General features: G+C 70.9%; 24 protein-coding genes and 1 pseudogene. 13 read left to right on the plus strand and 12 right to left on the minus strand.

Annotated elements, in window-relative coordinates; genetic code table 11:
* Positions 1 to 158: 158 nt before the first annotated feature.
* The 3 genes from BHU15_RS12975 (at position 159) to rox (ending at position 4,058) form a co-directional block, all read left to right on the plus strand.
* Complete coding sequence (locus BHU15_RS12975) at positions 159 to 1,124, plus strand: GlnX family signal transduction membrane protein (RefSeq protein ID WP_135072379.1); 966 nt, start codon at positions 159 to 161, stop codon at positions 1,122 to 1,124.
* Entirely contained in the window at positions 1,121 to 2,437 is a 1,317-nt protein-coding gene (locus tag BHU15_RS12980) for a hypothetical protein (RefSeq protein ID WP_247748892.1), read from the plus strand. The genes BHU15_RS12975 and BHU15_RS12980 overlap by 4 nt, the downstream gene beginning before the upstream one ends.
* 193 nt (positions 2,438 to 2,630) lie before the next feature.
* Positions 2,631 to 4,058 carry a rifampin monooxygenase gene (gene rox, locus BHU15_RS12985; RefSeq protein ID WP_069627322.1) on the plus strand — a complete coding sequence of 476 codons (1,428 nt, stop codon included), beginning with the start codon at positions 2,631 to 2,633 and terminating at the stop codon, positions 4,056 to 4,058.
* 81 nt (positions 4,059 to 4,139) lie between these two features.
* Here the strand turns inward: rox and BHU15_RS12990 are convergent, their stop codons facing one another.
* The gene (locus BHU15_RS12990; RefSeq protein WP_069627323.1) at positions 4,140 to 5,096 is read right to left on the minus strand and encodes a right-handed parallel beta-helix repeat-containing protein; all 957 of its coding nucleotides are present in this window, start codon (positions 5,094 to 5,096) and stop codon (positions 4,140 to 4,142) included.
* Positions 5,097 to 5,336: 240 nt separating this feature from the next.
* On the opposite strand from BHU15_RS12990, the gene BHU15_RS38210 reads away from it, so the two are divergent.
* Complete coding sequence (locus tag BHU15_RS38210) at positions 5,337 to 6,008, plus strand: SGNH/GDSL hydrolase family protein (RefSeq protein WP_079128110.1); 672 nt, start codon at positions 5,337 to 5,339, stop codon at positions 6,006 to 6,008.
* A gap of 101 nt (positions 6,009 to 6,109) precedes the next feature.
* Here the strand turns inward: BHU15_RS38210 and BHU15_RS41290 are convergent.
* Positions 6,110 to 7,480: pseudogene (locus tag BHU15_RS41290) on the minus strand (APC family permease); the annotation flags it as partial.
* On the minus strand, positions 7,464 to 8,771 hold the full coding sequence (locus tag BHU15_RS13000) for a metal-dependent hydrolase family protein (protein WP_079128107.1): 1,308 nt from the start codon (positions 8,769 to 8,771) through the stop codon (positions 7,464 to 7,466). The gene BHU15_RS13000 and the pseudogene BHU15_RS41290, both read right to left, overlap by 17 nt.
* A gap of 138 nt (positions 8,772 to 8,909) precedes the next feature.
* Between BHU15_RS13000 and BHU15_RS13005 the strand changes: the two genes are divergently transcribed.
* A complete protein-coding gene (locus BHU15_RS13005; RefSeq protein WP_079128108.1) occupies positions 8,910 to 9,389 on the plus strand; it encodes an Lrp/AsnC family transcriptional regulator in 480 nt (159 codons plus the stop codon).
* On the opposite strand, the gene BHU15_RS13010 is transcribed toward BHU15_RS13005, so the two are convergent.
* From BHU15_RS13010 to BHU15_RS13020, 3 genes are all read right to left on the minus strand, one after another.
* Positions 9,379 to 11,763 carry a glycoside hydrolase family 65 protein gene (locus BHU15_RS13010; RefSeq protein ID WP_069627326.1) on the minus strand — a complete coding sequence of 795 codons (2,385 nt, stop codon included), beginning with the start codon at positions 11,761 to 11,763 and terminating at the stop codon, positions 9,379 to 9,381. The genes BHU15_RS13005 and BHU15_RS13010 overlap by 11 nt on opposite strands.
* Entirely contained in the window at positions 11,760 to 12,527 is a 768-nt protein-coding gene (locus tag BHU15_RS13015) for a beta-phosphoglucomutase family hydrolase (RefSeq protein WP_069627327.1), read from the minus strand. The genes BHU15_RS13010 and BHU15_RS13015 overlap by 4 nt, the downstream gene beginning before the upstream one ends.
* A 106-nt stretch (positions 12,528 to 12,633) precedes the next feature.
* Entirely contained in the window at positions 12,634 to 13,128 is a 495-nt protein-coding gene (locus BHU15_RS13020; protein ID WP_069627328.1) for an FBP domain-containing protein, read from the minus strand.
* Positions 13,129 to 13,253: 125 nt separating this feature from the next.
* Here BHU15_RS13020 and BHU15_RS13025 point away from each other — a divergent pair, with 125 nt between their 5' ends.
* Together BHU15_RS13025 and pgm are read left to right on the plus strand one after the other, a co-directional pair.
* Positions 13,254 to 13,880, plus strand: coding sequence for a TetR/AcrR family transcriptional regulator (locus tag BHU15_RS13025; protein ID WP_069627329.1), 627 nt, complete (start codon positions 13,254 to 13,256; stop codon positions 13,878 to 13,880).
* Between the two features lie 50 nt (positions 13,881 to 13,930).
* The gene (gene pgm / locus BHU15_RS13030; RefSeq protein ID WP_069627330.1) at positions 13,931 to 15,577 is read left to right on the plus strand and encodes a phosphoglucomutase (alpha-D-glucose-1,6-bisphosphate-dependent); all 1,647 of its coding nucleotides are present in this window, start codon (positions 13,931 to 13,933) and stop codon (positions 15,575 to 15,577) included.
* 44 nt (positions 15,578 to 15,621) lie between these two features.
* Here pgm and BHU15_RS13035 read toward each other — a convergent pair whose 3' ends face one another.
* Positions 15,622 to 16,488, minus strand: coding sequence for a hypothetical protein (locus BHU15_RS13035; protein WP_069627331.1), 867 nt, complete (start codon positions 16,486 to 16,488; stop codon positions 15,622 to 15,624).
* The gene (locus BHU15_RS13040) at positions 16,485 to 17,741 is read right to left on the minus strand and encodes a glycosyltransferase family 4 protein (protein ID WP_069627347.1); all 1,257 of its coding nucleotides are present in this window, start codon (positions 17,739 to 17,741) and stop codon (positions 16,485 to 16,487) included. Before BHU15_RS13040 ends, BHU15_RS13035 begins: the two co-directional genes overlap by 4 nt.
* Before the next feature lie 252 nt (positions 17,742 to 17,993).
* On the opposite strand from BHU15_RS13040, the gene BHU15_RS13045 reads away from it, so the two are divergent.
* From BHU15_RS13045 to BHU15_RS13065, 5 genes are all read left to right on the plus strand, one after another.
* Complete coding sequence (locus BHU15_RS13045; RefSeq protein ID WP_069627332.1) at positions 17,994 to 18,818, plus strand: aldo/keto reductase; 825 nt, start codon at positions 17,994 to 17,996, stop codon at positions 18,816 to 18,818.
* Positions 18,819 to 18,895: 77 nt separating this feature from the next.
* Entirely contained in the window at positions 18,896 to 19,966 is a 1,071-nt protein-coding gene (locus tag BHU15_RS13050) for a hypothetical protein (RefSeq protein ID WP_069627333.1), read from the plus strand.
* 162 nt (positions 19,967 to 20,128) lie between these two features.
* Entirely contained in the window at positions 20,129 to 20,914 is a 786-nt protein-coding gene (locus BHU15_RS13055) for an SAM-dependent methyltransferase (RefSeq protein ID WP_069627334.1), read from the plus strand.
* An 89-nt stretch (positions 20,915 to 21,003) separates the two neighbouring features.
* Complete coding sequence (locus BHU15_RS13060) at positions 21,004 to 21,813, plus strand: PrsW family intramembrane metalloprotease (RefSeq protein WP_069627335.1); 810 nt, start codon at positions 21,004 to 21,006, stop codon at positions 21,811 to 21,813.
* Positions 21,814 to 21,834: 21 nt separating this feature from the next.
* Positions 21,835 to 22,296, plus strand: coding sequence for an SRPBCC family protein (locus tag BHU15_RS13065; RefSeq protein ID WP_069627336.1), 462 nt, complete (start codon positions 21,835 to 21,837; stop codon positions 22,294 to 22,296).
* A 24-nt stretch (positions 22,297 to 22,320) separates the two neighbouring features.
* Here BHU15_RS13065 and BHU15_RS13070 read toward each other — a convergent pair whose 3' ends face one another.
* Entirely contained in the window at positions 22,321 to 23,133 is an 813-nt protein-coding gene (locus tag BHU15_RS13070) for a LysR family substrate-binding domain-containing protein (RefSeq protein ID WP_069627337.1), read from the minus strand.
* 60 nt (positions 23,134 to 23,193) lie between these two features.
* Here BHU15_RS13070 and BHU15_RS13075 point away from each other — a divergent pair, with 60 nt between their 5' ends.
* Entirely contained in the window at positions 23,194 to 23,598 is a 405-nt protein-coding gene (locus tag BHU15_RS13075; protein ID WP_069627338.1) for a DUF5997 family protein, read from the plus strand.
* 72 nt (positions 23,599 to 23,670) lie between these two features.
* Here the strand turns inward: BHU15_RS13075 and BHU15_RS13080 are convergent, their stop codons facing one another.
* The 3 genes from BHU15_RS13080 to BHU15_RS13090 all read right to left on the minus strand — a co-directional run bounded on the left by BHU15_RS13080 (position 23,671) and on the right by BHU15_RS13090 (position 25,722).
* Positions 23,671 to 24,111, minus strand: coding sequence for a DUF7144 family membrane protein (locus BHU15_RS13080; RefSeq protein WP_069627348.1), 441 nt, complete (start codon positions 24,109 to 24,111; stop codon positions 23,671 to 23,673).
* A 137-nt stretch (positions 24,112 to 24,248) separates the two neighbouring features.
* Positions 24,249 to 24,443, minus strand: coding sequence for a ferredoxin (locus tag BHU15_RS13085; RefSeq protein ID WP_069627339.1), 195 nt, complete (start codon positions 24,441 to 24,443; stop codon positions 24,249 to 24,251).
* A gap of 49 nt (positions 24,444 to 24,492) precedes the next feature.
* Complete coding sequence (locus BHU15_RS13090; RefSeq protein ID WP_069627340.1) at positions 24,493 to 25,722, minus strand: cytochrome P450; 1,230 nt, start codon at positions 25,720 to 25,722, stop codon at positions 24,493 to 24,495.
* Positions 25,723 to 25,744 lie beyond the last annotated feature (22 nt).

A 25,744-nucleotide genomic window follows, 5' to 3' on the forward strand; every position in this document is an offset into this window, starting at 1 on the left:
TCACCGTAGCGGCCTCGCTCCGGTCCCCCCGGACGGCGGCGCGCTCGGCCGGGCACGCCGTACGGCATTCGGTCGCGGGGCCGTTGTGGGGCCGGTCGCGCGGTCTGCGACCTCACACGAACAAGCGCCGGCACACCGCGCCCTTCCTGTTCAGCCGCATGCTGCTGCTGCCTGCGCTCGCCCTGACGGTCCTGACGCTCGCCGGGACGGCGTATCTGGACCTGCACGACCGCACGGGCCAGTTGCGCGAGCGCTACGCCCCCGCGATGGTCGAACTGGCCCACGCCAGGACGTCGTTGGCCCTCGCGCACGACGAGGCAACGCGGCGGCTGGGCGACCACGGCAGGGATCCGCTGCTCCAGACCGATCTCGTCGGGCTCGGCGAGAGATACCCGGCCCTGCTGACCGAGGCGGCGCAGAGCCTCAACAACGCGGCGCAGACCGAGGCGCTGCGCACCGCCCAGGAGCAGGAGGTCCGGGTGGTGTCGGGGCTGGTGGTGGCGTACGACGACTGGATCGGCTGGGCCGGCAGCCATCACGAGAGCAAGGCGCTGCGCACGGCGGGGCTGGACTACGCGACGAGTCTGCTGAACGACGTCGGCAGCCCCGACAAGCCCATGGCCGTGCTCGACCGCATCGCGGCCCTCGAAAGGGAGCTGAACGAGGACGCGGCGGAGCTGTCGGGCTGGAGCGCGCTGTCCGCCGTGACGGCGTCGGCCGCCCTGCTGGCCGCGCTGGTCTTCGTGTTCGTCGTGGCCGGCACGCTGGAGTTCATCCACTCGCAGTTGCATGTGGTCAGCGTGGTGCTCGCGCTGTACGCGCTGCCGGTGCTGCTGGTCCTCGGGGTGCTGGTGCTCGGCGCCGTCGGCCAGCACCGCGCGCAGCGGGAAGTACGGCAGGCGGGCGTCGAGTTGGCTGCGGTGGGTGCGTCGGTGAAGGCCGATCCGCTGATCGAGGATCTGGACGGACAACTGGCCGTGAAGCTGCGCGGTACGCACCCGGGCAGTTGGGCGCTGGCCGCCGAGATCGCCCTGGCGGTCGGCGCGGCGGGCGCGGTGGCGTCCGGTTTCACCCTGTTCCACTACGGCCGCAGACATCTGCAGATCCTCTGGAGGACGTCGTGAGGGCTCCGTACGCTCTGCTGCGCACCGCGCTGGCCGGCGTCCTGCTCACGGGGGCGGCCGTGGTGTCGGCCGGGTGCGCGGCGCAGGAGAAGCCGACGCTGGTGGTGCTCGGTCCGTGGACGGACGGCGAGGAGAAGCCGTTCGAGGCGACGCTCGCGAAGATCGGTGAGCGGACGGGCCGGCACTACGCGTACGAGGGCACGCGCTCGCTGCGCGAGACGCTGGTCGCGCAACTGCGCACGGACGCCCCGCCCGACGTGGCGATCCTCAACGGCACCGGCGAACTGGCGGAGTACGCGCTGGACGGGGACGCGCAGCCGCTGCCGCCGGAGGTGGAGGCCGAGGCCATCGGGCCGTGGGCGCCGCGTATAGCGGTCCCCGACATCGACGGGGACGTGGCTGTGCGCGCCTACTGGGTGCCCGTGCGGGTGGACCTCAAGTCCATCGTCTGGAGCAAGGCGGGCGAGGAGGACGCCGACGACGAGGAGGCGGTGTGGTGTCTGGGCATGGCGTCGGGCGCGACGTCGGGGTGGCCGGGCACGGACTGGATCGAGGATCTGCTGCTGCAACGGCACGGCTACGAGACGTACGAGAGATGGGCCACCGGAAAGCAGCCGTGGGACGAGGGGCCGGTGAAACAGGCCTGGCAGGAATGGGCCGCCGTGCTGGCCACCGACGACAGGTCGAACGCCCTGGACTCGCTCACCACGGACTTCGAGAGTCTGGGCTCGAACAGGTACGGGCTGCTGAACGGGAAGGACTGCACCCGTGAGCACCAGGGGTCGTTCATCCGCCGCCACTACGGGCTCGACGTGACGCCCGCGCCGACCTCCGGCTTCGTCGCGGGGCTGCCGGCGGACCAGAACGTGTTCGAGGTCTCGGGCGACATGGCGGCGGTCTTCAAGCCGAGCGACGCGGCGTGGGAGCTGCTGCTCGAACTCACCTCGCCGCGGGCGCAGGCGGACTGGGTCGCGGCGGCGGCCCCGGCGGAGCGGCCGAACTTCCCGTCCGGCGCGGCGGGAATAACGGGCGCGACGGGTACGTCCGCCGCGACGGGGCCCTCGGCGGCGGTGCTGCGGATGTTCAACGGAGCGGACCAGATCTGTTTCGACGCGTCCGACGCGATGCCGTCGACGCTGCGGGGCGCCTTCCAGCGGGCCGTCCTGGAGTTCCTGGAGAAGCCGCAGGACGCGGCGGCGCTCGACGATCTGCTCGGCCAGCTGGAGGCGGAACGGATGCTCCAGAGACGAGCCGGGGCATTCGTCCTGGACGACCTCTGCGAGAAGCCATCGGGCGGGGCGCCGAGCGGCTAGGGCGTGGGGAAACAGAGAAGGCAAAGAGCGCACGCGCTCCTGGCCACTCTCAACATATAGCGCACCGGGGGCCTTGCGGCAAGACCCCCGTCGTGCCGCAGAATTGTCGGCCGAGGCGCCAGAACATACCGAAATCGGAGTTTCACCACTCCTGTGCGCTTCTGGCGGCCACTGTCGATATTGGGGGGTCTCTGTGTTTGACGTGATCGTGGCCGGCGGCGGACCGACCGGCTTGATGCTTGCCGCCGAGCTGCGGCTGCACGGCGTGAGCGTGGTCGTGCTGGAGAAGGAGCCGGAGCCGACCCGGGTGGTCCGCGCGCTGGGGCTGCACGCGCGCAGCGTCGAGGTGATGGACCAGCGCGGGCTGCTGGACCGGTTCCTCGCGCTCGGGCAGCGGTATCCGCTCGGCGGCTTCTTCGCCGGCATCCGCAAGCCGGCGCCGGAACGGCTGGGCACCGCGCATCCGTACGTCCTCGGCATCCCGCAGCCGGTCACCGAGCGGCTGCTCAACGAGCACGCCGTCGAGCTGGGCGTCGAGATCCGGCGCGGCCGGGAACTGGTCGGGCTCAGCCAGGACGACGACGGTGTGCTCGTCGAGCTGGCGGACGGCACGCGGCTGCGGGCGGGCCACCTCGTCGGTTGCGACGGTGGCCGCAGCACGGTGCGCAAGCTGCTCGGCATCGGCTTTCCCGGTGAGCCCAGCAGGGTCGACACGCTGCTGGGCGAGATGAGGATGACCGCGTCGCAGGAGACGCTGACCGCCGTGATGACCGAGGTCCGCAAGACCCAGCTGCGGTTCGGAGCCATGCCCCTGGAGGACGGGGCGTACCGCGTCGGCGTGCCCGCGGCCGGAGTGGCCGAGGACCGTTCGGTGCCGCCGGCGTTCGAGGAGTTCAAGCAGCAGCTGCGGGCGACCGCCGGTACCGACTTCGGTGTGCACTCACCGCGCTGGCTGTCGCGCTTCGGCGATGCGACCCGGCAGGCCGAGCGCTATCGCAGCGGCCGGGTACTGCTGGCCGGCGACGCGGCGCACATCCATCCTCCGGTGGGCGGGCAGGGTCTCAATCTCGGCATCCAGGACGCGTTCAACCTCGGCTGGAAGCTGGCCGCCGAGGTCAACGGCTGGGCTCCGGAGGGGCTGCTGGACAGCTACGGCACCGAACGGCACCCGGTGGCCGCCGACGTACTGGACAACACCCGGGCGCAGATGGAGCTGATGTCGACCGAGCCGGGTCCGCGGGCCGTGCGGCGGCTGGTGTCGGAGCTGATGGACTTCGACGAGGTGAACCGGTATCTGACCGAGAAGATCATCGCGGTCGGGATCCGCTACGACTTCGGGGAGGGGCATGAACTGCTGGGCCGCCGGTTGCGGGACGTGACGCTGAAGCGGGGGCGTCTGTACGAGCTGACGCGCACCGGCCGCGGGCTGCTGCTCGACCAGACCGGCCGGCTCTCGGTGACGGGCTGGGCGGACCGGGTCGACCATGTCGTCGACGTCAGCGAGGAACTGGACGTGCCCGCGGTGCTGCTGCGGCCGGACGGCCATGTCGCGTGGGTCGGCGACGAGCAGTCGGATCTGCTCGGCCGGCTGCCCGAGTGGTTCGGCGCCGCCACGGGCTGAGCGCGCCGCGCCGGGCCGGCCGACACCGGCTCGGCGGCCGGACGGGACGCCGCATGCGTCCCGTCCGGCGGCCGGGGGCGGTCAGGGGGTGATGGCGATGTTCGTCAGCCCGCGACCGCCGGTGACGGTGTTGCTGGAGTGGACGGTGGTCCGGCAACTGGCGGTGTCGGCCGTGACGTTGATCGCGAGCTGCTTGTCGCCGGTGGCGCCGGTCAGGTCCGACTTGTTGCCGCGGAAGACCGTGCCGCAGCCCCAGCCCGACTTCTGGGTGTGGGTCTCGAAGCCGTTGTTGGTGGTGTTCTTCCCGGTGTTGTTCTCGACGAGGGTGTTGTTGCCCTTGACGTCGACCCAGGAGTCGTCGAAGTTGGCGCCGGTCAGGCCCCGGCCGTCGAAGGTATTGCCGATGATCTTCGCGCCGGTGGTGCCTTCCTTGATGTCGATGGCCTCGCCGCCGACGTCGGGCCCGATGGTGTTGTTGAGGATCTGCGCGTTGTCGCTCTTGTCGGAGGTGCCGCCGGCGGAGCCGACGTAGACGCCCTCGCCCATGCCCCGGCCGTCGTTGCCGGTGTCGTAGATCCGCGAGTTCTTGACGACTCCGTCGCGGCTGGTGTTGCGGAAGTGGATGCCTTCCATGTCCAGGTCGTGCACGACGACGGAATCGATGACCACGCCATCCGCGGTGTCGGCCATGATCCCCTTCTGCGCGCCGGTGAGGGTGATGCCCTTGACGGTCCAGTACGAGGCGCCGTTGAGGTGCAGCACGTACCCACCGCCGGCGTTGAGGACGGCCTTCTCCGAACCGGTCAGCGTGATGCGGGAGTTGGCGGTGGCGGCGACGAGCGCCTTGAAGTTGCCGGTGTAGTTGCCGTCGGCGAGCTGGATCGTGTCGCCGGGGCGGACGGTGGTGAGCGCCGACTTCAGTTCGGCGGCGGTCGTCACCCTGATGACGGCCGCGTGGGCCGGGGTGACGGTCATGGACAGCGCGCCGGCCGCCGTGGCGACGGCGAGGAGGGTGGGGAGAAGCCTGGGAGTACGCATCGCAAGAGCCTTCCTGCGGGAAGTGGTGGGGTCTCATATGCGAACGAAGGACGAGCATGTGAACGGTGGGGCTGATTGGCCACCGTAGGGACACCGACGAACCACGTCAAGGTCCGTACCAATAGCAGGAGTTCGACCCATCGGGACGTCGGCCCGCCCGAACTCCGGCCCACCGACACGCCGACACTCCGGGACGGAGATCTCTTGCAGTATCCGCACGATCGATCGTATTTTTACGCCATGACGACTACCACAGCGAAGACCCTCACCGAGGAGACCGATCCCTTCTGCCTCCCCCCGGCGCGCGCCGCACAGCTCCTCGCCGGCTCGCCCTGGCGACGGTTCGCGGTGGCCGGTGACAGTCTGGCCGCCGGAACCGGCGGCCCGAGCCCCGGTTACGCGCACCTGCCGTGGGGCGACCGCGTCGCCGGCGCCCTGCGTGAGGTGTGTCCACGACTGGTCTATCTCAACACCGGCACCATCGGAGCGACCGCCGCCGACACACTGCGCCGGCAGTTGGACGAGATCGTCGCGTTCGGCCCGGATCTGCTCCATATCTCCTGCGGCGCCAACGACTTGTTCCGGCAGCGGCCGGATTTCGACGCCGTCGAGCGTACGGCACGGCGCGTGTTCGAGCGGGCGGCCGGGACGGGGGCGCGGCTGACGACGTTCACGCTCGGCAGGGCCTTCCACGTACCGGCGTTCCCTGACTTCCCCGAGCGGGTGCGGGCGATCAACGCCATCACCCTCGGCCTGGCCGTGGAGTTCGACGTCGTGGTGATCGACATGTGGGACCACCCGGTCAACGCGCGGCCGGATCTGCTGAGCGCCGACCGTATCCACTTCTCCGCGTCCGGCCAGGCGGTGCTGGCGTCCGAGGTGATCAACGCGCTGGCGCACACCCTGCGATGACGAGGCGCTGACGGGACGTCTGTCGGGCGGCGGCGGATTCGCAGGGCCATCACCACTCCCACCAGGAACAGCGCCGGAAGCGGCAGCAGCAGAGCCCAGTTGACGGCGGAACCGGCGGCCGTGAGGAGGTCGAGCTGCGATATCGAGAGCCACACGAGCACCACCAGACCGACAGCGGCCACGGCGGGTGCTATCAGGACGCGCCAGGGCGAGTGGCCCCGGAGGTTCTTCGCGAAGAAGAAGACCACCGCGAGCGCGGTGAGCGCTTCGAGCGCGAGGATGCCGAGCACCCCGGGCGCGGCCGACCAGAGGAAGACCACCAGGTACGGGTCCGCGCCCAGGATCATCGCCAGGCCGAGGACCACGGCGTTGAGGACGGTCTGGGCGACCGTGCCGCCGACCGGCGCGCCGGACCGCCGGTGGATCCTGCCGAACGCGCCCGGCAGGACGCGCTGCCGGCCGAGCGCGAAGAAGTAGCGGGACGCGGCGTTGTGGAAGGCGAGCGCGGCGGCGAAGGCGCTCGTACAGAGCAGGATCTGGCCGAAGTCGGCGGCCCAGGCACCGACGTAGTGGGTGATCGAGGCGAACGTCATGTTCGCCACGTCGTCGCCGCCCGCGAAGGCGAGCGCGCCGTCGGAGCCGTACGCGACGAACACGCACCACACGGAGAAGGTGTAGAAGACGGCGAGGAAGCCGATGGCGATGTAGGTGGCGCGCGGGATCGTACGGGCCGGGTCGCGGACCTCCTCCGCGTACAGCGCCGTCGCCTCGAAGCCGATGAACCCGCCCGCGGTCAGGACCAGCAGCGCGCCGAAGCCGTCGTGGGTGATCAGGCTGGGCGCGAAGACGCTCACGGTCGGGCCGCTCGCGCCGCCCTTGACCAGCACGAACACCTCGTAGACGACGAGCACGAGAAGTTCGAGCCCGAGCGCGATGCCCAGTACGCGGGCGCCTAGGGTGACCTTGGAGTAGCCGAGGAACGCGACCGCGGCCGTGCCGACGACCGCGATCAGCTGCCAGGGGACGTCCAGACCGAAGAGCGAGGAGAAGGTGTTCGCCGTGTAGTACGCGAAGCCGGCGAGCAGACAGACGGCCATCGCGTTGTACGCGACGAGCGCGACCAGCGCGGAGCCGATGCCGAGGGGGCGGCCGAGACCGCGGGCTATGTAGGAGTAGAAGGCGCCGGCGTTCTTGATCATCGGGCTCATCGCGGTGAACCCGGCGGCGAAGAGCAGCAGGATCGCGCCGGGGACGATGTAGCCGTACGCGGCCGATTCGCCGCCGGTACGGATCGCGAGCGGCACCACGCCGGCCATGACCGTGAGGGGCGCGGCAGCCGCGACGACGAAGAAGACCAGGTCCTTGGTGGTCAGCCCGGCGTTGGCGAGACGGACCGGCCGCGAATCGGCGCCCGGCCCTGTGCCCACGCCCGCACCGGTACCCGCGCCCCGGATGTCAGACGACTTCGCCATGACGGTCTCCCCCGTCCGGCCGCTCTGCTCCGTCGTCCGCCCGGTCGACCCAGACCTGGGTGCCGCGCTGGACGCGGACGATGTGCTCCTTGCCGTACGCCTTCGGGGTGTCGAGCGGGTTGAGCCCGAGCGCGAGGACGTCCGCGCTCTTGCCGACGGTCAGCGAGCCCGTGACGCCGTCGACCCGCAGCGCGCGTGCGCCGTTGAGGGTGGCGGCGACCAGGGCGTCCATGGGCGGCATGCCCGTCTCGATCATGGTCCTGACCTCGGTGAGGGTGGACACGCCGAAGGGGACGGTCTCGCTGGAGAAGCTGTCGCTGCCCACGGCGATCCGCACGCCCGCGGTGCGGGAGGCGTTGAAGTTGTCGGCCACGCGGTTCTTCTCCTTCTCGACCATCGTCTCGCCCCGGTAGTTCTCCAGACCCTCGCGCGGTGGCGGCGGGTAGTGGTCGAACCACGGGCCGAGGAACAGCTGAAGCGTCGGTACGTGGACGACGCCCTGCTCGCGCATCATCTCGATGCACTCCTCGTCCAACTCCTCGCCGTGTTCCAGTGTGGCGACCCCGGCCCGCAGACAGTCCTTGGTCGCGGCGAGGGACTCGGCGTGCGCGAGGACCGGGGCGCCGACCATACGCGCCTCCCGGACGACCGCGCGAAGTTCGTCGAGGTCGAAGTGCTGGTCGGTCTCCAGTTCCTTGTCCCACATACCGCCGCCGGTGGCCCAGATCTTCACGGCGTCGGAGCCCATGCGGTTCAGCAGCCGGACGGTCTTGCGGATCTCCTCGGGGCCGTCGGCGAGCAGGGCCCAGGGGTGGCTGCGCTGGACCAGGTCGCAGTGCAGGTTGTGCGCGTCGCCGTGGCCGCCGGTACGGGAGATGCCGGGGCCGCAGGCCACGATCCGGGGGCCGGGCAGCCGCCCGGCGTTGACCGCGCGCTTGAGGCGCAGCCCGTTGCGGGAGATGTCCCGGATGGTGGTGACGCCGTGGACCATCAACTCGCGCATCTGGACGGTCGATTCGACGGCCTGCTGGAGGTCGTCCTCGATGACCCACTGGGTGAAGTCGGAACTCTGTGTGCCGCCGAGGTGGGTGTGGCAGTCGATGAGGCCCGGAATCAGGGTCGCGTCGTGGAGATCGACGTGTTCCGCGGTGCCCGGCACCTGTACGCCGGTCTCGGTGCCGACGGCGGTGATGACGCCGTCGGTGACCACGAGAACGGCGTTGTCGATCGGGTCGGCACCCGTTCCGTCGATCAGTGTGGACGCATGGAGAGCATGTATTTTCGTTGCCATGAAACACCTCTACCGTCAAAGTGATGGCAAGAAGCTAGGCTCACGATCAATATGGTGTCAATGAGTCCCGTCGAGTAATCTCCTGACGAAAGTGGCGGGTCCGGCGGACCCGACGGCCTTCAGGACCCGAGGAGCACGGTGCGACACGGACAATTCAGCGGCCTGCGGCCCGCGGACCTGGACGAGACGGACCGGACGCTGGTCCGCATCCTCCAGGCGGACGGGCGGACACCGGTCGCGGAACTGGCACGGACGGTGGGCCTGTCGCACGCGGCGACGCGGCAGCGGCTCAACCGGCTGATCCAGGAGCGGATCGTCGCCGTGGGGACCATGACCCACCCGGGGACGCACGGTCTACACCGCTCGGCGATCGTGGGCATCCGGTGCGACTCACGGACGCGGAGCGTCGCCGAGAACGTGTCGAAACTGGACGAGGCGTACTACGTGGTGACGGGCATGGGCGCGTACGACCTCATCGTGGAGGTGATGGCGCGGGACGACGCGCACCTGATCGACCTCGTGGCGTCGATCAGGTCGATCACCGGGGTGCTGTCCACCGACGTGACGATGATCGCGGAGACCACGAAGTGGGTCTACGCGCCCGACTTCACGGGCTGAGCCGCCCCGGGAGGGAGCGCTCGTCGCGGTGCCCGGCCGCGTTGGGGCGGCGGCCCGGCGGGTAGTTCGGCGCGGGCGGGGCGACGACGGCCGGGATGGACCGTGCCTCGGTGTCGCCGCCGTGGACGGTGAAGAGTTCGCCGTAGTGGCGGATCTGCAGCGGCTCACCGGTGGGCAGGGTGTACGTCGCGTTCGTCGGGGTGATCTCGACGCGCAGGTGACGGCCCCGGAACTGCATCGTGAAGGCGAGCCGGCTGATCTCCTCGGGCAGCCGGGGCGCGAAGTCCAGGATGTCCCCGTAGTGCCGCATCCCGCCGAAGCCGCCCACCAGCACCATCCAGGTGCCCGCGAGCGAGGCGATGTGCAGGCCGTCACGCGTGTTGTGTTCCAGATCCTCCAGATCGATCTGCGCGGCCTCGGTCAGATAGTCGTAGGCGAGACGCATGTGCCCCGTCTCCACCGCCATGACCGCCTGACAGCAGGCCGACAGTGAGGAGTCACGGACGGTGAGGGGCTCGTAGTAGGCGAAGTTGCGCGCCTTGTGGTCGGCGTCGAAGTACGAGCCGCACTTGACCATGGCCAGGACCAGGTCCGCCTGTTTGATGACCTGCTTGCGGTAGATGTCGAAGTACGGGAAGTGGAGCAGGAGCGGGTACTGGTCGGGCCGGGTGTTCTCGAAGTCCCACTGCTGGTGGCCGGTGAATCCGGCGTCCTGCTCGTGCACGCGCAGCTCGTCGTTGTAGGGGATGTTCATGGCGTCGGCGGCGTCCCGCCACGCCGCGCTCTCCTCGTCGTCCACGCCGAGTTCGGCCGCCCGGTCGGCGTGGCGCTCCACGATGTCGGCCGCCGCGAGCAGATTCGTCCGCGCCATCAGGTTCGTGTACGTGTTGTCGTCCACCACCGCGCTGTACTCGTCCGGGCCGGTGACACCGTCGATGTGGAACGCGCCGTGGTGGTCGTGATGTCCGAGGGATCTCCACAACCGGGCTGTCTCCACCAGCAGTTCGACGGCGCAGTCCCGCTCGAACTCCGCGTCCTGGGTCGCGTACAGATAGCCCACGGCGGCGTCGGCGATGTCGGCGTTCACATGGAAGGCCGCCGCCCCGGCCGGCCAGTAGGCGGAGCACTCCGACCCCTCGATGGTCCGCCAGGGGAACGCCGCCCCGCGCAGCCCGAGTTGCTGCGCGCGCTCCCGAGCGGCGGGCAGGGTGCTCTGGCGCCAGCGAAGTGCCTGGGACACCGCGTCGGGCGAGGTGTAGGTGAGCAGCGGCAGGACGAACGCCTCGGTGTCCCAGAAGGCGTGCCCGTCGTAGCCGGAGCCGGTCAACCCCTTGGCGGCGATGCCCCGTTGCTCGGCGCGGGCGCCGGCCTGAAGGACATGGAAGAGGGCGAAGCGTACGGCCTGCTGGATCTTCTCGTCGCCGTGCACCTCCACGTCGGCGCACTTCCAGAAGTCGTCGAGGTAGGCGCGCTGTTCATCGGCGAGCCCCTGCCACCCGACGCTCGCCGCGCCGGCCAGGGCGGCGTCGACCTGATCGCCGACGGCGGGCAGCGACCGGGTGCTCGACCAGCCGTACGCCACGAGCTTGTCGAGGCGCAGGGTCTCGCCCGGCGACAGGACGGAGGTGACGGTCAGCCGCGCGATGTCGTCGTCGGACTCGCACTCCGTCGTGGTCGGCTCGGGTCCGGACACGGCGTGGTCCGCGGCGGCGCCGACGCGCAGACAGCTGCGGCGGGTGGAGTGCACCAGCCGCAGTCTGAGCCCGGACGCGAACGTCTCCTCGGCCTGGAGGGACGCCTCCAGCGCGGCGGAGGCGCGCGGGTCGGCCGCGGCGTCGGGCAGTTGCTCGTTGGCCACCAGCTCCGACTGGATCACGATGCGCACCTTGGTGTCCACCGCCTCGACCTCGTAGGAGACGGCGGCGACGGCGCGCTGGGTGAAGGAGACGAGCCGGGTGGAGCGCACCCGAACGGTGCTGCCGGCCGGTGAGGTCCACTCGCACGTGCGGTGCAGCAGACCGCTGCGCAGGTCGAGCACGCGCTCGTGGGAGCGCAGCTGCCCGTAGCGCACGTCGAACGGCTCGTCGTCGACCAGCAGCCGGATGATCTTGCCGTTGGTGACGTTGATGACGGTCTGGCCGGACTCGGGGTAGCCGTAGCCGGCCTCGGCGTACGGCAGCGGGTGCAGTTCGTGGACGCCGTTGAGGTACGAGCCGGGCAGGCCGTGCGGCTCGCCCTCGTCGAGGTTGCCGCGCCAGCCGACATGGCCGTTGGAGAGCGCGAAGACCGATTCGCTCTGCGGCAGCACGTCGAGGCTGAGTTCCGTCTCGCGCAGGGACCAGGGCTCCACGGCGTACATCGAGTCGGTGATCATGCCTGCGGCTCCTGGTCGGCGGGTGCGGCGGGGTCGGCGAGGTCCGCCAGATCGGTGACGACGGTGTCCGCGCCGTGGGCCCGCAGCGCGTCGGCCTGACCCACCCGGTCGACGCCGACGACGTAGCCGAAGTGCCCCGCGCGGCCCGCCTCCATGCCGGCCAGCGCGTCCTCGAACACGGCGGCGGCCGACGCCTCGACGCCCAGGTCCTGGGCCGCCGCGAGGAAGGGGGCGGGGTCGGGCTTGCCGGGCAGTCCGCGCTCCGCCGCCACGACGCCGTCGACGCGGGTGTCGAAGAGGGATTCGGCGTCGATCGCCTTCAGGATGTCGCGGCAGTTGGTGCTGGAGGAGACCACGGCGGTGCGCAGGCCGCCCGCCCGGACGGCCCGGATGTAGCGCAGCGATCCGTCGTACGCCTCGACTCCGCCGGCCTTGATCCTCTTCAGCAGCCGCTCGTTCTTGCGGTTGCCGAGGCCCTGGACGGTGTCACTGTCGGGCGGGTCGTCCGGCTTGCCTTCGGGCAGTTTGATGCCGCGCGAGGCGAGAAAGGCCCGGACGCCGTCGGCGCGGGGAAGTCCGTCGACGAATTGGTTGTAGTCCGCGACGGCGTCGAACGGACGGAATCCCGCCCCGTCGCGCTCCCGCAGGAATTCGTCGAACGTCTCCTTCCACGCCGCCGCGTGCACGACGGCCGTCCTGGTGATGACACCGTCGAGGTCGAAGAGACAGGCCTGGATACTGTCCGGGAGGCCGAGTTTCGTCATGCGGCGCGCCTTCTCCGTAGGAAGAGAGCTGCTTTCCCGGCAATCGTAGGGCGGCCCGCCTCCCGGGGCCCGGGCGTTCGACCGTACGGAGGAGCGCGCCGCTTCCTCAGGGCGCGAGCTGGTCGAGGAAGCCGAAGAGGTTCGTCCGCGTGCGCTCGATCTGCTGCTCCACGGTCAGGCTCTCCTCCATGCGCCCGCCGGGCGCCGCGGTCTTCTTCCCGCGTACGTAGAGGGAACAGGCGAGGTCGGTGCACATGTACAGACCGACCGAGTTCCCCTCCCGGCCCGCCTTGCCGCGTTTGCGCGCGGTCATCAGCGACACACCGCTGCCCGGGTGCGTGGTCAGACAGAGGGAACACATGCTGCGGCGCAGAAAGCCGCCGCGGCGCGACGGATAGCGCAGCGTCACGCCGATGAGCGCGCCGTCCCTTTCGGTGACGAGATAGCCGCGGTCGGGCGCCGAGAGGTCGAGCCAGCCCAGGAAGTCGAGGTCTTCCCAGGGGCGCTCCGCGAGGTCGCGCGGCAGCGGAAGCCGCGCCGCCTCTCCCTTGGAACAATTGACGAACGACGCGCGGATCTCTTGCTCGGTCACTGCTTTCATGCTTTCGAAGCTAACAGCGCCTAATCCTATTAGGCAAATAATTATTTTCCCTAGTCCCCAGGTATGCTCGGGCGGAGCCGCGTCGCACGGGGCCGAGCACAGACCGAGCACAGGAGGTGGCGCCCATGGCGCGCGTACGACTGACGGTCGACGGGCTGACCGAGGCGGCGGGCGTCCTGGCGGACGAGGTGGGTTTCGAGAACGTGACGGTGGCCGCGCTCGCCCGGCACTTCGGTGTGAAGGACGCGAGCCTCTACGCCCACCTCAGGAACGCGGCGGACCTGCGGACCCGGATCGCCCTGCTGGCGGTGGACGAGTTCGCCGGGCGGGTCGCCGCAGCGGTGGCGGGCCGGGCCGGCCGCGACGCGCTCGTCGCGTTCGCCGACGCGTACCGGACGTTCGCGCTGGAGCGCCCCGGTCTGTACGCCGCCACGCAGGCCCGGATCGACCCGGCGATCACGTCCGCTCCCCCGTCGTATCTGCGCACCATCGAGATGACGTACGGGATGCTCCGGGCGTACGGCCTCACCGAGCCGGACCTGACCGACGCCGTACGGCTGCTGCGCAGCACCTTCCACGGTTTCTGCACGCTGGAGGCCAACGGCGGATTCGCGGCCGAACGCGACGTCCGGGCGTCCTGGGAGCGGACCGTCGAAGCGCTCCATGTCCTGTTGGAGCACTGGCCACGGGCGGGCACGGCGGAGGGCACTTCGGCGCCCACTGGCGCGGCCCCACCTCATAGGGTTACGTAGGGCCCGTCTTCGAACCGGCGTCGCCCGCCCGACACGATTGGAGTCCGCCGATGGTGCACGACAGGGCGGGGCAGCCCGCGCAGCCCGGAGATCTGGTCGACGTGGCACGGCTGGTGACGGCCTATTACGCGCTGCGCCCGGATCCCGCCGAGCCCGCCCAGCGCGTCACCTTCGGTACGTCGGGGCACCGAGGCTCCGCGCTCGTGGCGGCGTTCAACGAGGACCACATCGCCGCCACCACGCAGGCCATCTGCGACTACCGGACCCGACAGGGCACCGACGGGCCGGTGTTCCTGGGCGCCGACACGCACGCCCTGTCCGAGCCGGCCCGGGTGACCGCGCTGGAGGTGCTGGCCGCCAACGGCGCCACCGTCCTGATCGACGCGGACGACGGCTACACCCCCACCCCGGCCGTCTCGCACGCGATCCTCACCCACAACGAGGGCCGCACCACCGGTCTCGCCGACGGCATCGTGGTCACGCCGTCGCACAACCCGCCGGCCGACGGGGGCTTCAAGTACAACCCGCCCAACGGCGGCCCGGCCGGTTCGGACGCCACCTCCTGGATCCAGGACCGCGCCAACGCGCTGATCGAGGCGGGCTCCAAGGAGGTCCGCCGGGTGCCGTACGCGCGGGCGCTGGCCGCCGACACCACGGGTCGGCACGACTTCCTGGGCCGGTACGTGGACGACCTGCCGTCCGTCCTGAATCTGGACGCGGTCCGTGACGCCGGGATCCGGATCGGCGCGGACCCCCTCGGCGGGGCGTCGGTCGGCTACTGGGGCCGGATCGCGGAGCGGCACCGGCTGGACCTGACGGTCGTGAACCCGCTCGCCGACCCGACCTGGCGGTTCATGACGCTGGACTGGGACGGCAAGATCCGGATGGACTGCTCGTCGCCGTACGCGATGGCGTCGCTGATCGCGCAGCGCGACACGTACACCATCGCGACCGGCAACGACGCCGACGCCGACCGGCACGGCATCGTCACGCCGGACGGCGGTCTGATGAACCCCAACCACTATCTGGCCGTGGCCATCCAGTACCTCTACGCGCACCGCGACGGCTGGCCGGCCGGTACCGGGATCGGCAAGACGCTGGTGTCCTCCTCGATGATCGACCGGGTCGCCGCCGACCTCGGGCGCACGCTCGTGGAAGTACCGGTGGGATTCAAGTGGTTCGTGGACGGTCTGTACGACGGCGGTCTGGGCTTCGGCGGCGAGGAGAGCGCCGGGGCGTCCTTCCTGCGCCGTGACGGACGGGTGTGGACCACCGACAAGGACGGCATCCTGCTCGCCCTGCTGGCCTCCGAGATCACCGCCGTCACCGGCTCCACCCCGTCCCAGCACTACGCCGCGCTCACCGACCGGTTCGGCGATCCGGCGTACGCCCGCGTGGACGCCCCCGCGACCCGGCAGGAGAAGGCCGTCCTCGCGAAGCTCTCCGCCGACCAGGTCACCGCCGGCTCCCTGGCGGGCGAGCCGATCACCAAGGTCCTCACCGAGGCGCCCGGCAACGGCGCGGCGATCGGCGGGCTGAAGGTGTGCACCGACAGCGCCTGGTTCGCGGCGCGGCCGTCGGGCACCGAGGACGTGTACAAGGTGTACGCGGAGAGCTTCCGGGGCCCGGAGCACCTGGGCGAGGTGCAGGAAGAGGCGAAGGCCCTGGTGTCGTCGGTGCTGCGGGCAGCGGGCTGACGGGGCACTGACCGGGTGTCGACTCCCTTGCGGCGCACCGGAGTTCAGCGGGTGGCCGTAGGGGCGACCTCCACGGACAGGTCGTTGTCGACCGTGTAGTACGGACGCGCCGTCACCCCGCCGAGGGTGGCGGCCGGGTAGACGAAGACCGCCTTGCGGTCGGCGACGTCGTCCAGCAGCCGGGCCACCCGGATCCGGGGCGCACCCGCGGCCGGCCGGACGTACACGTCCCAGATCGCCGCCGCCCCCGCCCCGTTCGGGCCGGGCTCCGCGAGGAGGTCCGGGTAGTCGACGGTGAAGGTGAATGCCTGGTCCCCCTCGGCCCGCAGCGGCGTCTGTACGGCGGTCTCCCGCCCCCGCCGGTACAGGAGCGCCGCCGCGCCCTCGCCCAGCCGGGGGCCGAACAGCCGCGCGCGTACGGTCATCGAGCGGCCCGAGAAGACGATCCGGCCGGCCTCCGCGTGCGAGGCCCGCAGCCAGGTACGTACGGCGAGCCGGCCGTCCTTCGTCGCGTAGGGGATCCGGACCGCCAGGGGCGCCGACCGGCCGTCGCCGCCGCCCGACACCAGCGTGCGCAGGTCGCGCAGGCCGGGCAGCAGCGGGGTGCGCTCCTCGCCCGGCGCCCCCAGGACATACGCGTCCCAGCGGCCCTCGGCGAGGGCGGGCGCCGTCTCCAGGACGGCCCGCCACTCGTCCGGTCCGGCGGACTCCAGCGCGACGACGCGGCCGGTCTCCTCCGACTGCCCCTTCTTCGGGCGCAGTTGGAGCAGCAGCCGGGGGCGCGCGGAGTCGGGCAGGGGCAGTCGTACGCGCAGGACGAAACGCCCGTCCTCCTCCACGGTCGCGTCCGCGCGGGGCTTGACCACCGGTGCGTGTCCCACCGGTGCGTGTGCGTTGTCGTCGACGCTCATCCTCGTGCCTTCCGTACGGTCCTCAGGACGCTGCTGGCCGCGACGAGCGCGGTGTCCTTGGCGGCGTGTCCGCCGCTCACCAGGGCGTGGTCGGTGGCGTGTGCGGCCGGCCGGCCGTCTCTTCGGGCCGCCAGCAGTTCCTCGAAGAGCCGCTCGGCCTGGGCCACCACGGGGGCGGGGGCGAAGCGCCGGGAGTTCTCCAGCGCGCTGCGGCCCATCCGGCGGCGCAGTTCGTCGTCGCGTACGAGGTCCAGCAGGGCGCCGGCCAGGGCGTCCCGGTCGCCGACGGGGACCAGCCGGCCGTCCTCGCCGGGGGCGATGATCTCGCCGGGGCCGTACTCGCAGTCGGTGCTGACGACAGGCAGTCCGCAGCGCATCGCCTCGACGATGGTCATGCCGAACGGCTCGAAGTTCGAGGTCGCGGCGCCGATGGAGGCCTTGACCCACTCGGCCTCCATCGGGATCGCGGCGCCCATCAGGAAGACGTTGTTGTACAGGCCGAGCCGGTCGATGAGCGCGCGCAGCCGCTCGTGTTCCTCGCCCTTGCCGTAGATGCGCAGCTGCCAGTCGGGCCGCTCGGCGGCGACCGCGGCGAAGGCCTCGATCAGCAGGTCGAAGCGTTTCACCGGCACCAGCCGTCCGGCGGCGATCACGACGCGCTCGGCGCCGTCGGCCGGCGGGAGGGTGGGGGCCGGGACGCTGTTGGGGAGCGCCTGCACCCGCACGCCCGGCAGCCGCATCTTGCGCCGGTAGGAGGCGGCGTCGGCCTCCGTGACGGGGGTGATCGCGTCCAGGCGCGGATAGACCCGGCGCAGCGCGTTGCGCAGGCGCGGCGGGTGGTTGTTCAGGGTGAGGTGCTCCTGGCCGACGCGCACCGTGTCGGCGGGGGCCTGGAGGGCGAGGTGGACGTTGAGGCCGGGCCGGGTGCCCACGACGACGTCGGCGTCGAGCGTCGCCAGCGCCCCGCCGATGCGCTCGTCGGTCAGCGCGCTGTACTGCCGGTAGCGGTACTCGGCCGAGGGGAAGACTTTGGCCGGTGCCAGATGGCGCGGATCGTCCTTCTCGTGCCTCAGATCCACCAGGGGCCGCAGCCGGACGCGGGGGTCGAGGTTGAGGTTCGGCCGCTCCCGGTGCCGGAGAGCGGAGATGATCTCCACATCGTGCCGGTCGGCCAGCGCGCGGGCCAGGTTGAACGTGGTGGTGATTGTCCCTCCTATCCCATACGCGTTGTGTATAAGAAATGAGATCTTCATGCCGTGCATGACGGACCCCGCATCGAGAAGGTTGCCTCCGTAACCCCTCGGTAAGGAGAAAAACCCCTCCCCGTAACCAGCGGTCTGACGCACCGTCGGACACGCTCGGCACGAGGAAGCCACTGGGGCATTTGTCGCATTCCGCTGTTTTACCGGCAATACGATCGGGAAAACGGCCCTGAGTACTGTCCCCGACCGTCCCCGCAGCACTGTCGAAGCAGCCCTGTCGAAGCAGCACCTCAAGGAGCCCTCATGAACGCGGTACCCGACATCACGCTCAACAACGGGGTGCGCATCCCCCAGCTCGGCTTCGGCACCTTCCAGATCCCGCCGGCCGACACCCGCGCGGCGACGCTGACCGCGCTGGAGGTCGGCTACCGGCACATCGACACCGCGCAGATGTACGGCAACGAGAAGGAGGTCGGGCAGGCGGTCCGCGACTCCGGGCTCGACCGGGACGACATCTTCGTGACCAGCAAGCTGAACAACCCCTTCCACGAGCCCGCCGCCGCGCACGCCGCGTTCGACCAGAGCCTCGCGGACCTCGGACTGGCCCACCTCGACCTCTTCCTGATCCACTGGCCGCTGCCCGCCACCGGAAAGTTCGTGGAGACCTGGCAGGCGCTGGAGGAGATCTACCGCTCGGGCCGGGTCAGGGCCATCGGCGTCTCCAACTTCCAGCCGAACCACCTGCGGCGCCTGATGGAGAACTCGGTGATCGTGCCCGCCGTCAACCAGATCGAGGCGCACCCGTATCTGACCCAGGACGAGGTCAGGGCCTTCGACGCGGAGCACGACATCGCCACCGAGGCATGGTCCCCCATCGCCAAGGGCAAGGTGCTGAACGATCCGGTCGTCGTCGGCATCGCCGCCGCCCACGGCCGGACGCCCGCCCAGGTGACCCTCCGCTGGGCCATCCAGCGCGGCGACATCGTGTTCCCGAAGTCGGTGACCCGCGCGCGCGTCGAGGAGAACTTCGCCCTGTTCGACTTCGAACTGAGCGAGGCCGACATCGCGGAGATCTCTGCCCTGAACCGCGACGAGCGCACCGGTCCCCACCCGGACCACATGAACTGACACCTGGCCCGTAACAGTTGTTTCAACTCCGCAACCCTGAGCGAAGTCGGGTCGGCCCGTACGGCAAGATCGGTCCCATGACCGAACAACGGGGCAGCGCACCGCGACAGAGCGCCACGGACGAGACGACAGCGGCCCTGGCGGTCCGGCTCCGCGCGGCGGACCCCGGCGGCTGGACGTCGGACGCGGCACGGGCCCTGGTCGTGCGGCTCGGCTGGGGCTGGACCGACAGCCCCACCGTGGTCACCGGCCGCTCCACCGGCGACGCGCGGCTGGCGCCCGTCGGGAAGTACTCGGAGCGGTACGTGAACGGGGCGGCGTACGTCGAACTCGCCGTCCCCGTACGGCACACCGCGCCGGACCCGGCCTCCCAGGCGGAGGCCTTCCGAGTGGTCAAGGACGAGCTGACCGCGACGCTCGGCGAAGCGTCGATCATGGGCGTGACCGGCAGGCTGGCCCCGTTCTACCGCGACGTGGAGAGCTGGGGCTCCCCGTATCTGCGCTGGCGGGGCGAGCCCAACACGCTCGAACTGCGAGCGGGGCCGACCGGGCCCGAGCTGGTGCTTCTGCCCACCGAACCGGCCGAGAACTGGTTCGTACGCCTGGGATACGACCAGGAGCACGCGATCACCGGCTTCTTCGGCTTCCGGCAGGACGCGTCCAACGGCGGCCTGACCTTCCCCGGCGGCTGGCAGGCCCGCAGCTGGGAGACGCTGACCAGGGCCCTGGCCGACTTCCTGACGACCCTGCCCGCCGAGACGACCGCGCTGCGGACGCCGATGTCGTTGGCGATCTACGGCCGGGTCGAGGGGAAGGGGGCACCGATCATCGTCGACATCGACTGCGGCGACCGGCTGATGCTCGCCTCCTTCGCGGACGAGTCCCTCGACCCGGGATCGCTGGGCTGGGGCACGGCGGCCGAGCACCCGATATCCGGCCGGTCGTGGCCCAACGCCGACGATCCCCGGCTGCGTATCGACGCGGGCGGTCCCGGCGAACCGGACGGCCAGGCGCTGGCCGAGACGATCGTGGCGACGGCCCGCGCGATGGGGGTGGTGTCCCCCGAGGACCTGCTCATCGAACCCGAGGCGGGGGACATGGGCGCGTACCGGGTCACGTTCTACGGCCTGGGTCTGCCGATGGCCTGAGCCGGCCGGACCCGGGTTCTTCGCCCCCCTCGAACTGATCAACTCACCTTCCCTGTGCGAGACTTCTCCGGACGGCTGGTGACGCCCGGGGTACCCCGTGACGGCGCCCGGACACGTCGTGCCGCCTCCCGTCGCACCGCCACGCACCCATCGGAGTTTCGTATGACGGCAGGGACGCCCAAAGCTCAGGTCGACACCAGCAAGCCGCACCCGGCACGGGTCTACGACTGGCTGCTCGGCGGCAAGGACAACTACGAGGTCGACCGTCAGGTGGGCGAGAGGCTGCCGGCGGAGTCGAGGGACGGCGCCCGCCAGAACCGGGCGTTCATGCACCGCGCCGCCGCCTGGCTGGCCGGGAACGGCGTGCACCAGTTCCTGGACATCGGCACGGGCATCCCGACCGAGCCGAATCTGCACCAGATAGTGCAGCGGAGCCTGCCGACGGCGCGGGTCGTGTACGCGGACAACGATCCCATCGTGCTGCGGCACGCCGAGGCGCTGCTCGTCAGCACGCCCGAGGGCTCCACCGCGTACATCGAGGCCGATGTGCGCAAGCCGCAGGACATACTGCGGTACGCGCGCGCCACCCTGGACTTCGACCGGCCGATCGCGCTGTCCCTCATCGCGCTCATGCACTTCGTCCCCGACGACCAGGGCCCGTACGACATCGTCTCCAGCCTGGTGGACGTACTGCCGTCGGGCAGCTATCTGGTGCTGTCGCACGCCGCGTCCGACCTGGTTCCCGAGCTGTCGGACAAGGTCGTCGCGGAGTACGCGAAGGGCGGCATCAGGCTGGGATTCCGTACCCGCTCCGGGGTCGGACGGTTCTTCGACGGACTGGACATGGTCGAGCCCGGCCTGGTGACGGCGCCCGCGTGGTTCAAGGACACCGACGCGCCGACGGACGAGATGAGCGGCATCTACGCGGGCGTGGCGCGGATCCCGTAACGCGCGGGTCGCTGCACCCCGGCGCGGCCCGGTCCGGCTTACGCTGCGTTGGCCCGACCACCGTCGACGTGAACCCGAGGTGCTGAGCGATGCCGACGACCCTGCGCAAGTGGGCATGGCTGCCGGTGCTGGCAGTCGGGCTCGGGCTTTACTTCCTGGTGCAGGGCACGCTGATCGACACCGGCAACGTCAACTACGTACCGTCCCTGATCCTGTTGGGCGCGCTCGTGGTCCCGCTCTCGTTCCTCACCTTCGTGGCGGGGCACACGGGCGTGTGGCGGGTCGGGCCGTTCGTGCTGGGGATCGCGGCGCTGTTCGGCGGAGTGGTCGGGATCGTGACCGCCGGGCGGCTGGAGTTCGACACCCTGCGCGGCCTCGGCACGTCGTCCCTGATCGGCATCGGCCTGATCGAGGAGTCGTGCAAGCTCATCGTCCCGGTGCTGATCCTGGTGTGGCAGTGGCAGCGCGGCACCGTACGGGTCGCGGACGGGCTGCTGATCGGGGTCGCGGCGGGGATGGGGTTCGCCGTACTGGAAACGATGGGGTACGCGTTCACGGCGCTGCTGGCGTCCCAGGGGAACATCGGCGACGTCGAGGAGACGCTTTTGCTGCGCGGGCTCAGCTCGCCCGCCGCGCACATGGCGTGGACGGGGCTGATCTGCGGAGCGCTGTGGGCGGCGGTGGCGGCGCGGTGGACCCTCGCGGCCACCGCGCGGCTCCTCGTCACCTTCGTGTTCGCGGTCGCCCTGCACGCGCTCTGGGACGGTGTCAGCAACCGGTTCGCGTACTTCCTGGTGGCGGCGGTCTCGCTGAGCTGGCTCCTGGCCGAGCTGCACCGGAGCGACACCCTGTCCTGGGACGGCCGGTCGACCGACCCACGGCATCTGCGACGGCCGTGAGCGGGCGGTAGGTTCTGGCGTATGTACTCGACCCGGATCTCCCGGCGTGTCCGTGCCCCGCGGGCCGCCGTCTACCGCGCGCTGCTGGACGCGGACTCCGTCGCGACGTGGCGGGCGCCCGAGGGGATGAGCGCCGAGGTGCACGAGTTCGACGGCCGTCCGGGCGGCCGGTTCCGTGTCTCGCTGATCTACCGGGAGCCGACGGACACCGGGAAGTCCGGCGAGCGGACCGACACGTACCACGGCCACTTCGAACGGCTCGTGCCGGACGAACAGGTCGTGGAAGTCATCGAGTTCGAGACCGCCGACCCCGCGATGCGGGGAGTGATGACCATGACGACGACGCTCTCCGACGTCGACGGCGGTACGGAGATCGTGATGGTGCACGACGGGGTCCCGGACGCGGTGCCGGCGGCCGACAACGAACTGGGCACGCGGATGTCCCTGGACAATCTCGCCAGGCTCGTCGAAGACGGTCACTGACGTACGCGCACCGCCGTGCCGCGGTCAGGAACGGCGACCCGGCTTGCCGCGTCTGCCGCTCTTCGCGCCGCCGCCGGAACCACCGCGCGGATTCTTGCCCGCCTTGCCCCCGGCCTTGCCGCCCGCCTTGTTGGCCGTCGACTTGCCGGCGGCGCGCTGCGGTGTCGCCCTGGACCTGGCCTTCGGCGCCGGCTTCTCCTGCGCCGGAGCGGTGCGGCGGCCCCGTGAGCTGTTGACCGTGCGCCCCCGGACGATCCCGATGAACTCCTCGACCAGATCGGTGGTCGACTCCTCCGGCCAGGACAGCGCGACGCGCGACTCGGGGACGTTGGAGACCGGCCGGTAGGTGAGGTCCTTGCGGTGGTGCAGCCGGGCGAGCGATTGCGGTACGACGAGGAGACCCACTCCCGCGGCCACCAGCTCGACGGCGTCGGCCGTCGTGGCCGGCCGCTCCTTCGCGGGCCTGCCGGGCAGCGGCCCGTCCCAGCCGAGGGTGTCGTCGAGCGGGTGGAGCACGATGTCGTCGGCCAGATCGGCGGCCGACACCTCCTCGACCGCCGCCACCAGATGGTCCTTGGGGACGAGGACCACCGTCGTCTCGGTGTACAGCGGGATCGCGCTGAGGTCCGTCCGGTCGATCGGCAGCCGTACGAACGCCGCGTCGGCGTCCCCGGCGCGCAGCGTGCCGGCCGCGTCGGCGGCGGCCACCCCGGTCAGGGTCAGCGGGATGTCGGGCAGCCGCTCGTGCCAGATCCGCACCCACTTGGCGGGGATCACGCCCGGCACGTACGCGAGCCGGAACGTGGGGGATGTCGGGGGTACCTCCGGGCCTGTCACGCCGGTCAGGCTACCGGTCGGTGGTCAGAGGTCCCGTACGCGCTCGATAGTCTGGGCACCATGACGTCGCACCAGACCACCCAGACGATGAAACCCGCCACGGCGGCGAAGAAACTGGGTGTGTACCTCGAAGCCACCCCCGCCGAGTTCCAGGAGGGTGTCGTCTCGCGCAGCGAGCTGAACGCGCTCCAGGCCGATCCTCCGGAGTGGCTGCTGGAACTGCGGCGCGACGGCCCGCATCCCCGCCCGGTGGTCGCCGCCAAGCTGGGCGTCTCCATCGCGGGTCTCGCGCGCGGCGGCGTCACGGAAGCTCTGACGACGGAGCAGATCGACGCGCTCAAGGAGGAGCTTCCGGCGTGGCTGCGGCGCGAGCGCGCCACGCAGGCCGAGGTGCGGAAGGAAGCGGCACGTATCAAGGAGAAGAACGCGGAGCGGGCCGCCGAGGGCCGCCGCGCGCGCCCCTGACCGGCCGGGCGCGGCGGGACCGCGTGACGGCGGGGCGGCCGGGAGGAGTCCCGGCCGCTCGCCGTACGTCGGTTACCGGGCCGGCCGGGGGCGGTCGGTCAGCAGGGACCAGATGACGAAAACGCCGATCGCGATGGTGATCACCGCCCAGACGGGCTGGTACGGCAGCCACATGAAGTTCGCGACCACGCTGATCGCGGCGACGCCCACGCCCAGCGCCCGCGCGAACGGCACGCCCCTGATGATGCCCAGCCCGGTGAGGATCAGCACCGCGCCCACCACCAGATGGATCCAGCCCCACGAGGTCAGGGTGAACTGGTAGGTGTAGCTGCCGCTGAGCGTGAACACGCTGTCCCGCGCCAGGGCGACGACGCCGTTCAGCACGGCGAGGACGCCGTCCACGAACAGCAGGACCCCGGCGAACATCGCCCCGCCCGACGCCCAGGCGGTCTCGCCCCGGCCCTTTCTGCGGGGTGTGTGATGCGCCCCATGAGGGGTCGCGGTCTGTGCCATGAGAGCCTCCTCGGCCGAGTGCGTGGCCCGCTCTCCGGACCACTCCGGCATGGGGCCGACAATCCGCCGTTCGTGCTGCCACGACCACCCGGACTGGGCCATTCGAGTGAATGGCCTGAGGCCGGACCGGCGGGGTGTCATTCCTCGATGTGGATGGCCAGTGCGGGACAGACGGAGGCGGCGTGGCGGGAGTCGGCGGCCTGATCGGCCGGAGGTTCGGCGTCGAGGAGTACGGCGATCCCGTCCTCGTCGCGCTGGTCGAACACCTCCGCCGCGGCGACGACGCACTGTCCGGACGCGACGCACTTGTCCTGGTCGAGGGTGATCTTCATGAGGGCTCCTTCGGTGAGGGGTCGGTCGGTTCGGTGGGGCGCCGTCCGGTCACCAGGTGACGGGCAGCTCGTACGCCCCGTACACACCGCCGTCGTGCTTGAACGGGATCCGCTCGATGTCGGTCGCCAGCCGCAGCGTGGGGACGCGCTTGTAGAGCGTGCTGTAGACGACCTGGAGTTCCAGCCTGGCGAGCGGCTGGCCGAGGCACTGGTGGACGCCGAAGCCGAAGGCGACGTGATGCCGGGCGTCGCGCTCGATGTCGAGGCGGTCGGGTTCCGGGAAGGCGCCGGGGTCGCGGTTGCCGACGTCGGTGGCGATGACCAGCCCGTCACCGGCGCGGACGCGTACGCCGGCGACGTCCATGTCCTCGAGCGCGACGCGGCGGCGTCCGTTGTGGACGATGGTGAGGTAGCGCAGCAGCTCCTCGACGGCCGATGTGACCAGTTTCGGATCGTCGGAGTCGCGCAGGAGCGCCAGTTGGTCGGGGTGTTCGAGCAGTGCGAGCGTACCGAGGGCGATCATGTTCGCCGTGGTCTCGTGTCCGGCGATCAGCAGCAGGACACCCATCTGGGCCGCCTCGCTCCGGGTCAGCTCCCCCGCCTTGACGCGTTCGCCCAGCCCGGACAGCAAGTCGTCGGCCGGGGCGGCGAGCTTCTGGCCCATCAGGTCGTCCAGATAGCCGGTCAGCCGCTGGAAGGCGTCGGACCGCTCCTGCGGGTCGTTGGTCCGCTTGATGAGGATCTTGCTGTTGGCCTGGAAGAAGTCGTGGTCGCTGTAGGCGACGCCGAGCAGTTGGCAGATCACCAGGGAGGGCATCGGCAGGGCGAACGCCTCCACCAGGTCGACCGGTTTCGGACCGGCGAGCATGTCGTCCACGAGGTCGTCGACGATCCGCTGGATGGCCGGTCGCAGCGCCGCCACGCGCTTGATGGCGAAGGGCGCCGTCACCATGCGCCGCAGCCGGGCGTGCTCGGGGTCGTCCATCAGGATGAAGCTGGCCGACGGGCCGCCTTCGAGCACCGGTGCCTGGAGCGGGTAGCCGGGCCGGGTGATGTCGGCGCTGACCCGGGGGTCGGCGAGCAGGGCGCGCCCTTCGGCGTATCCGGTCACCAGCCAGGGCGTGCTGCCGTCCCACAGGCGGACCTTGCTGAGCGGGGTCTCCTTGCCCCGGGCGAGCGCGACGGGGGGCGGGTCGAACGGGCAGCCGGCCGCCCGGTCCATCGGGAAGTCCGGGACGTGGGCCGGGGTTTCGCCGACCGATTCGACGGTGCTGGTCATGTGTCTCCTCCAAGGGGGGTGG

The organism is Streptomyces niveus, from assembly GCF_001723055.1.
Classification (GTDB): Bacteria; Actinomycetota; Actinomycetes; order Streptomycetales; family Streptomycetaceae; genus Streptomyces; species Streptomyces niveus.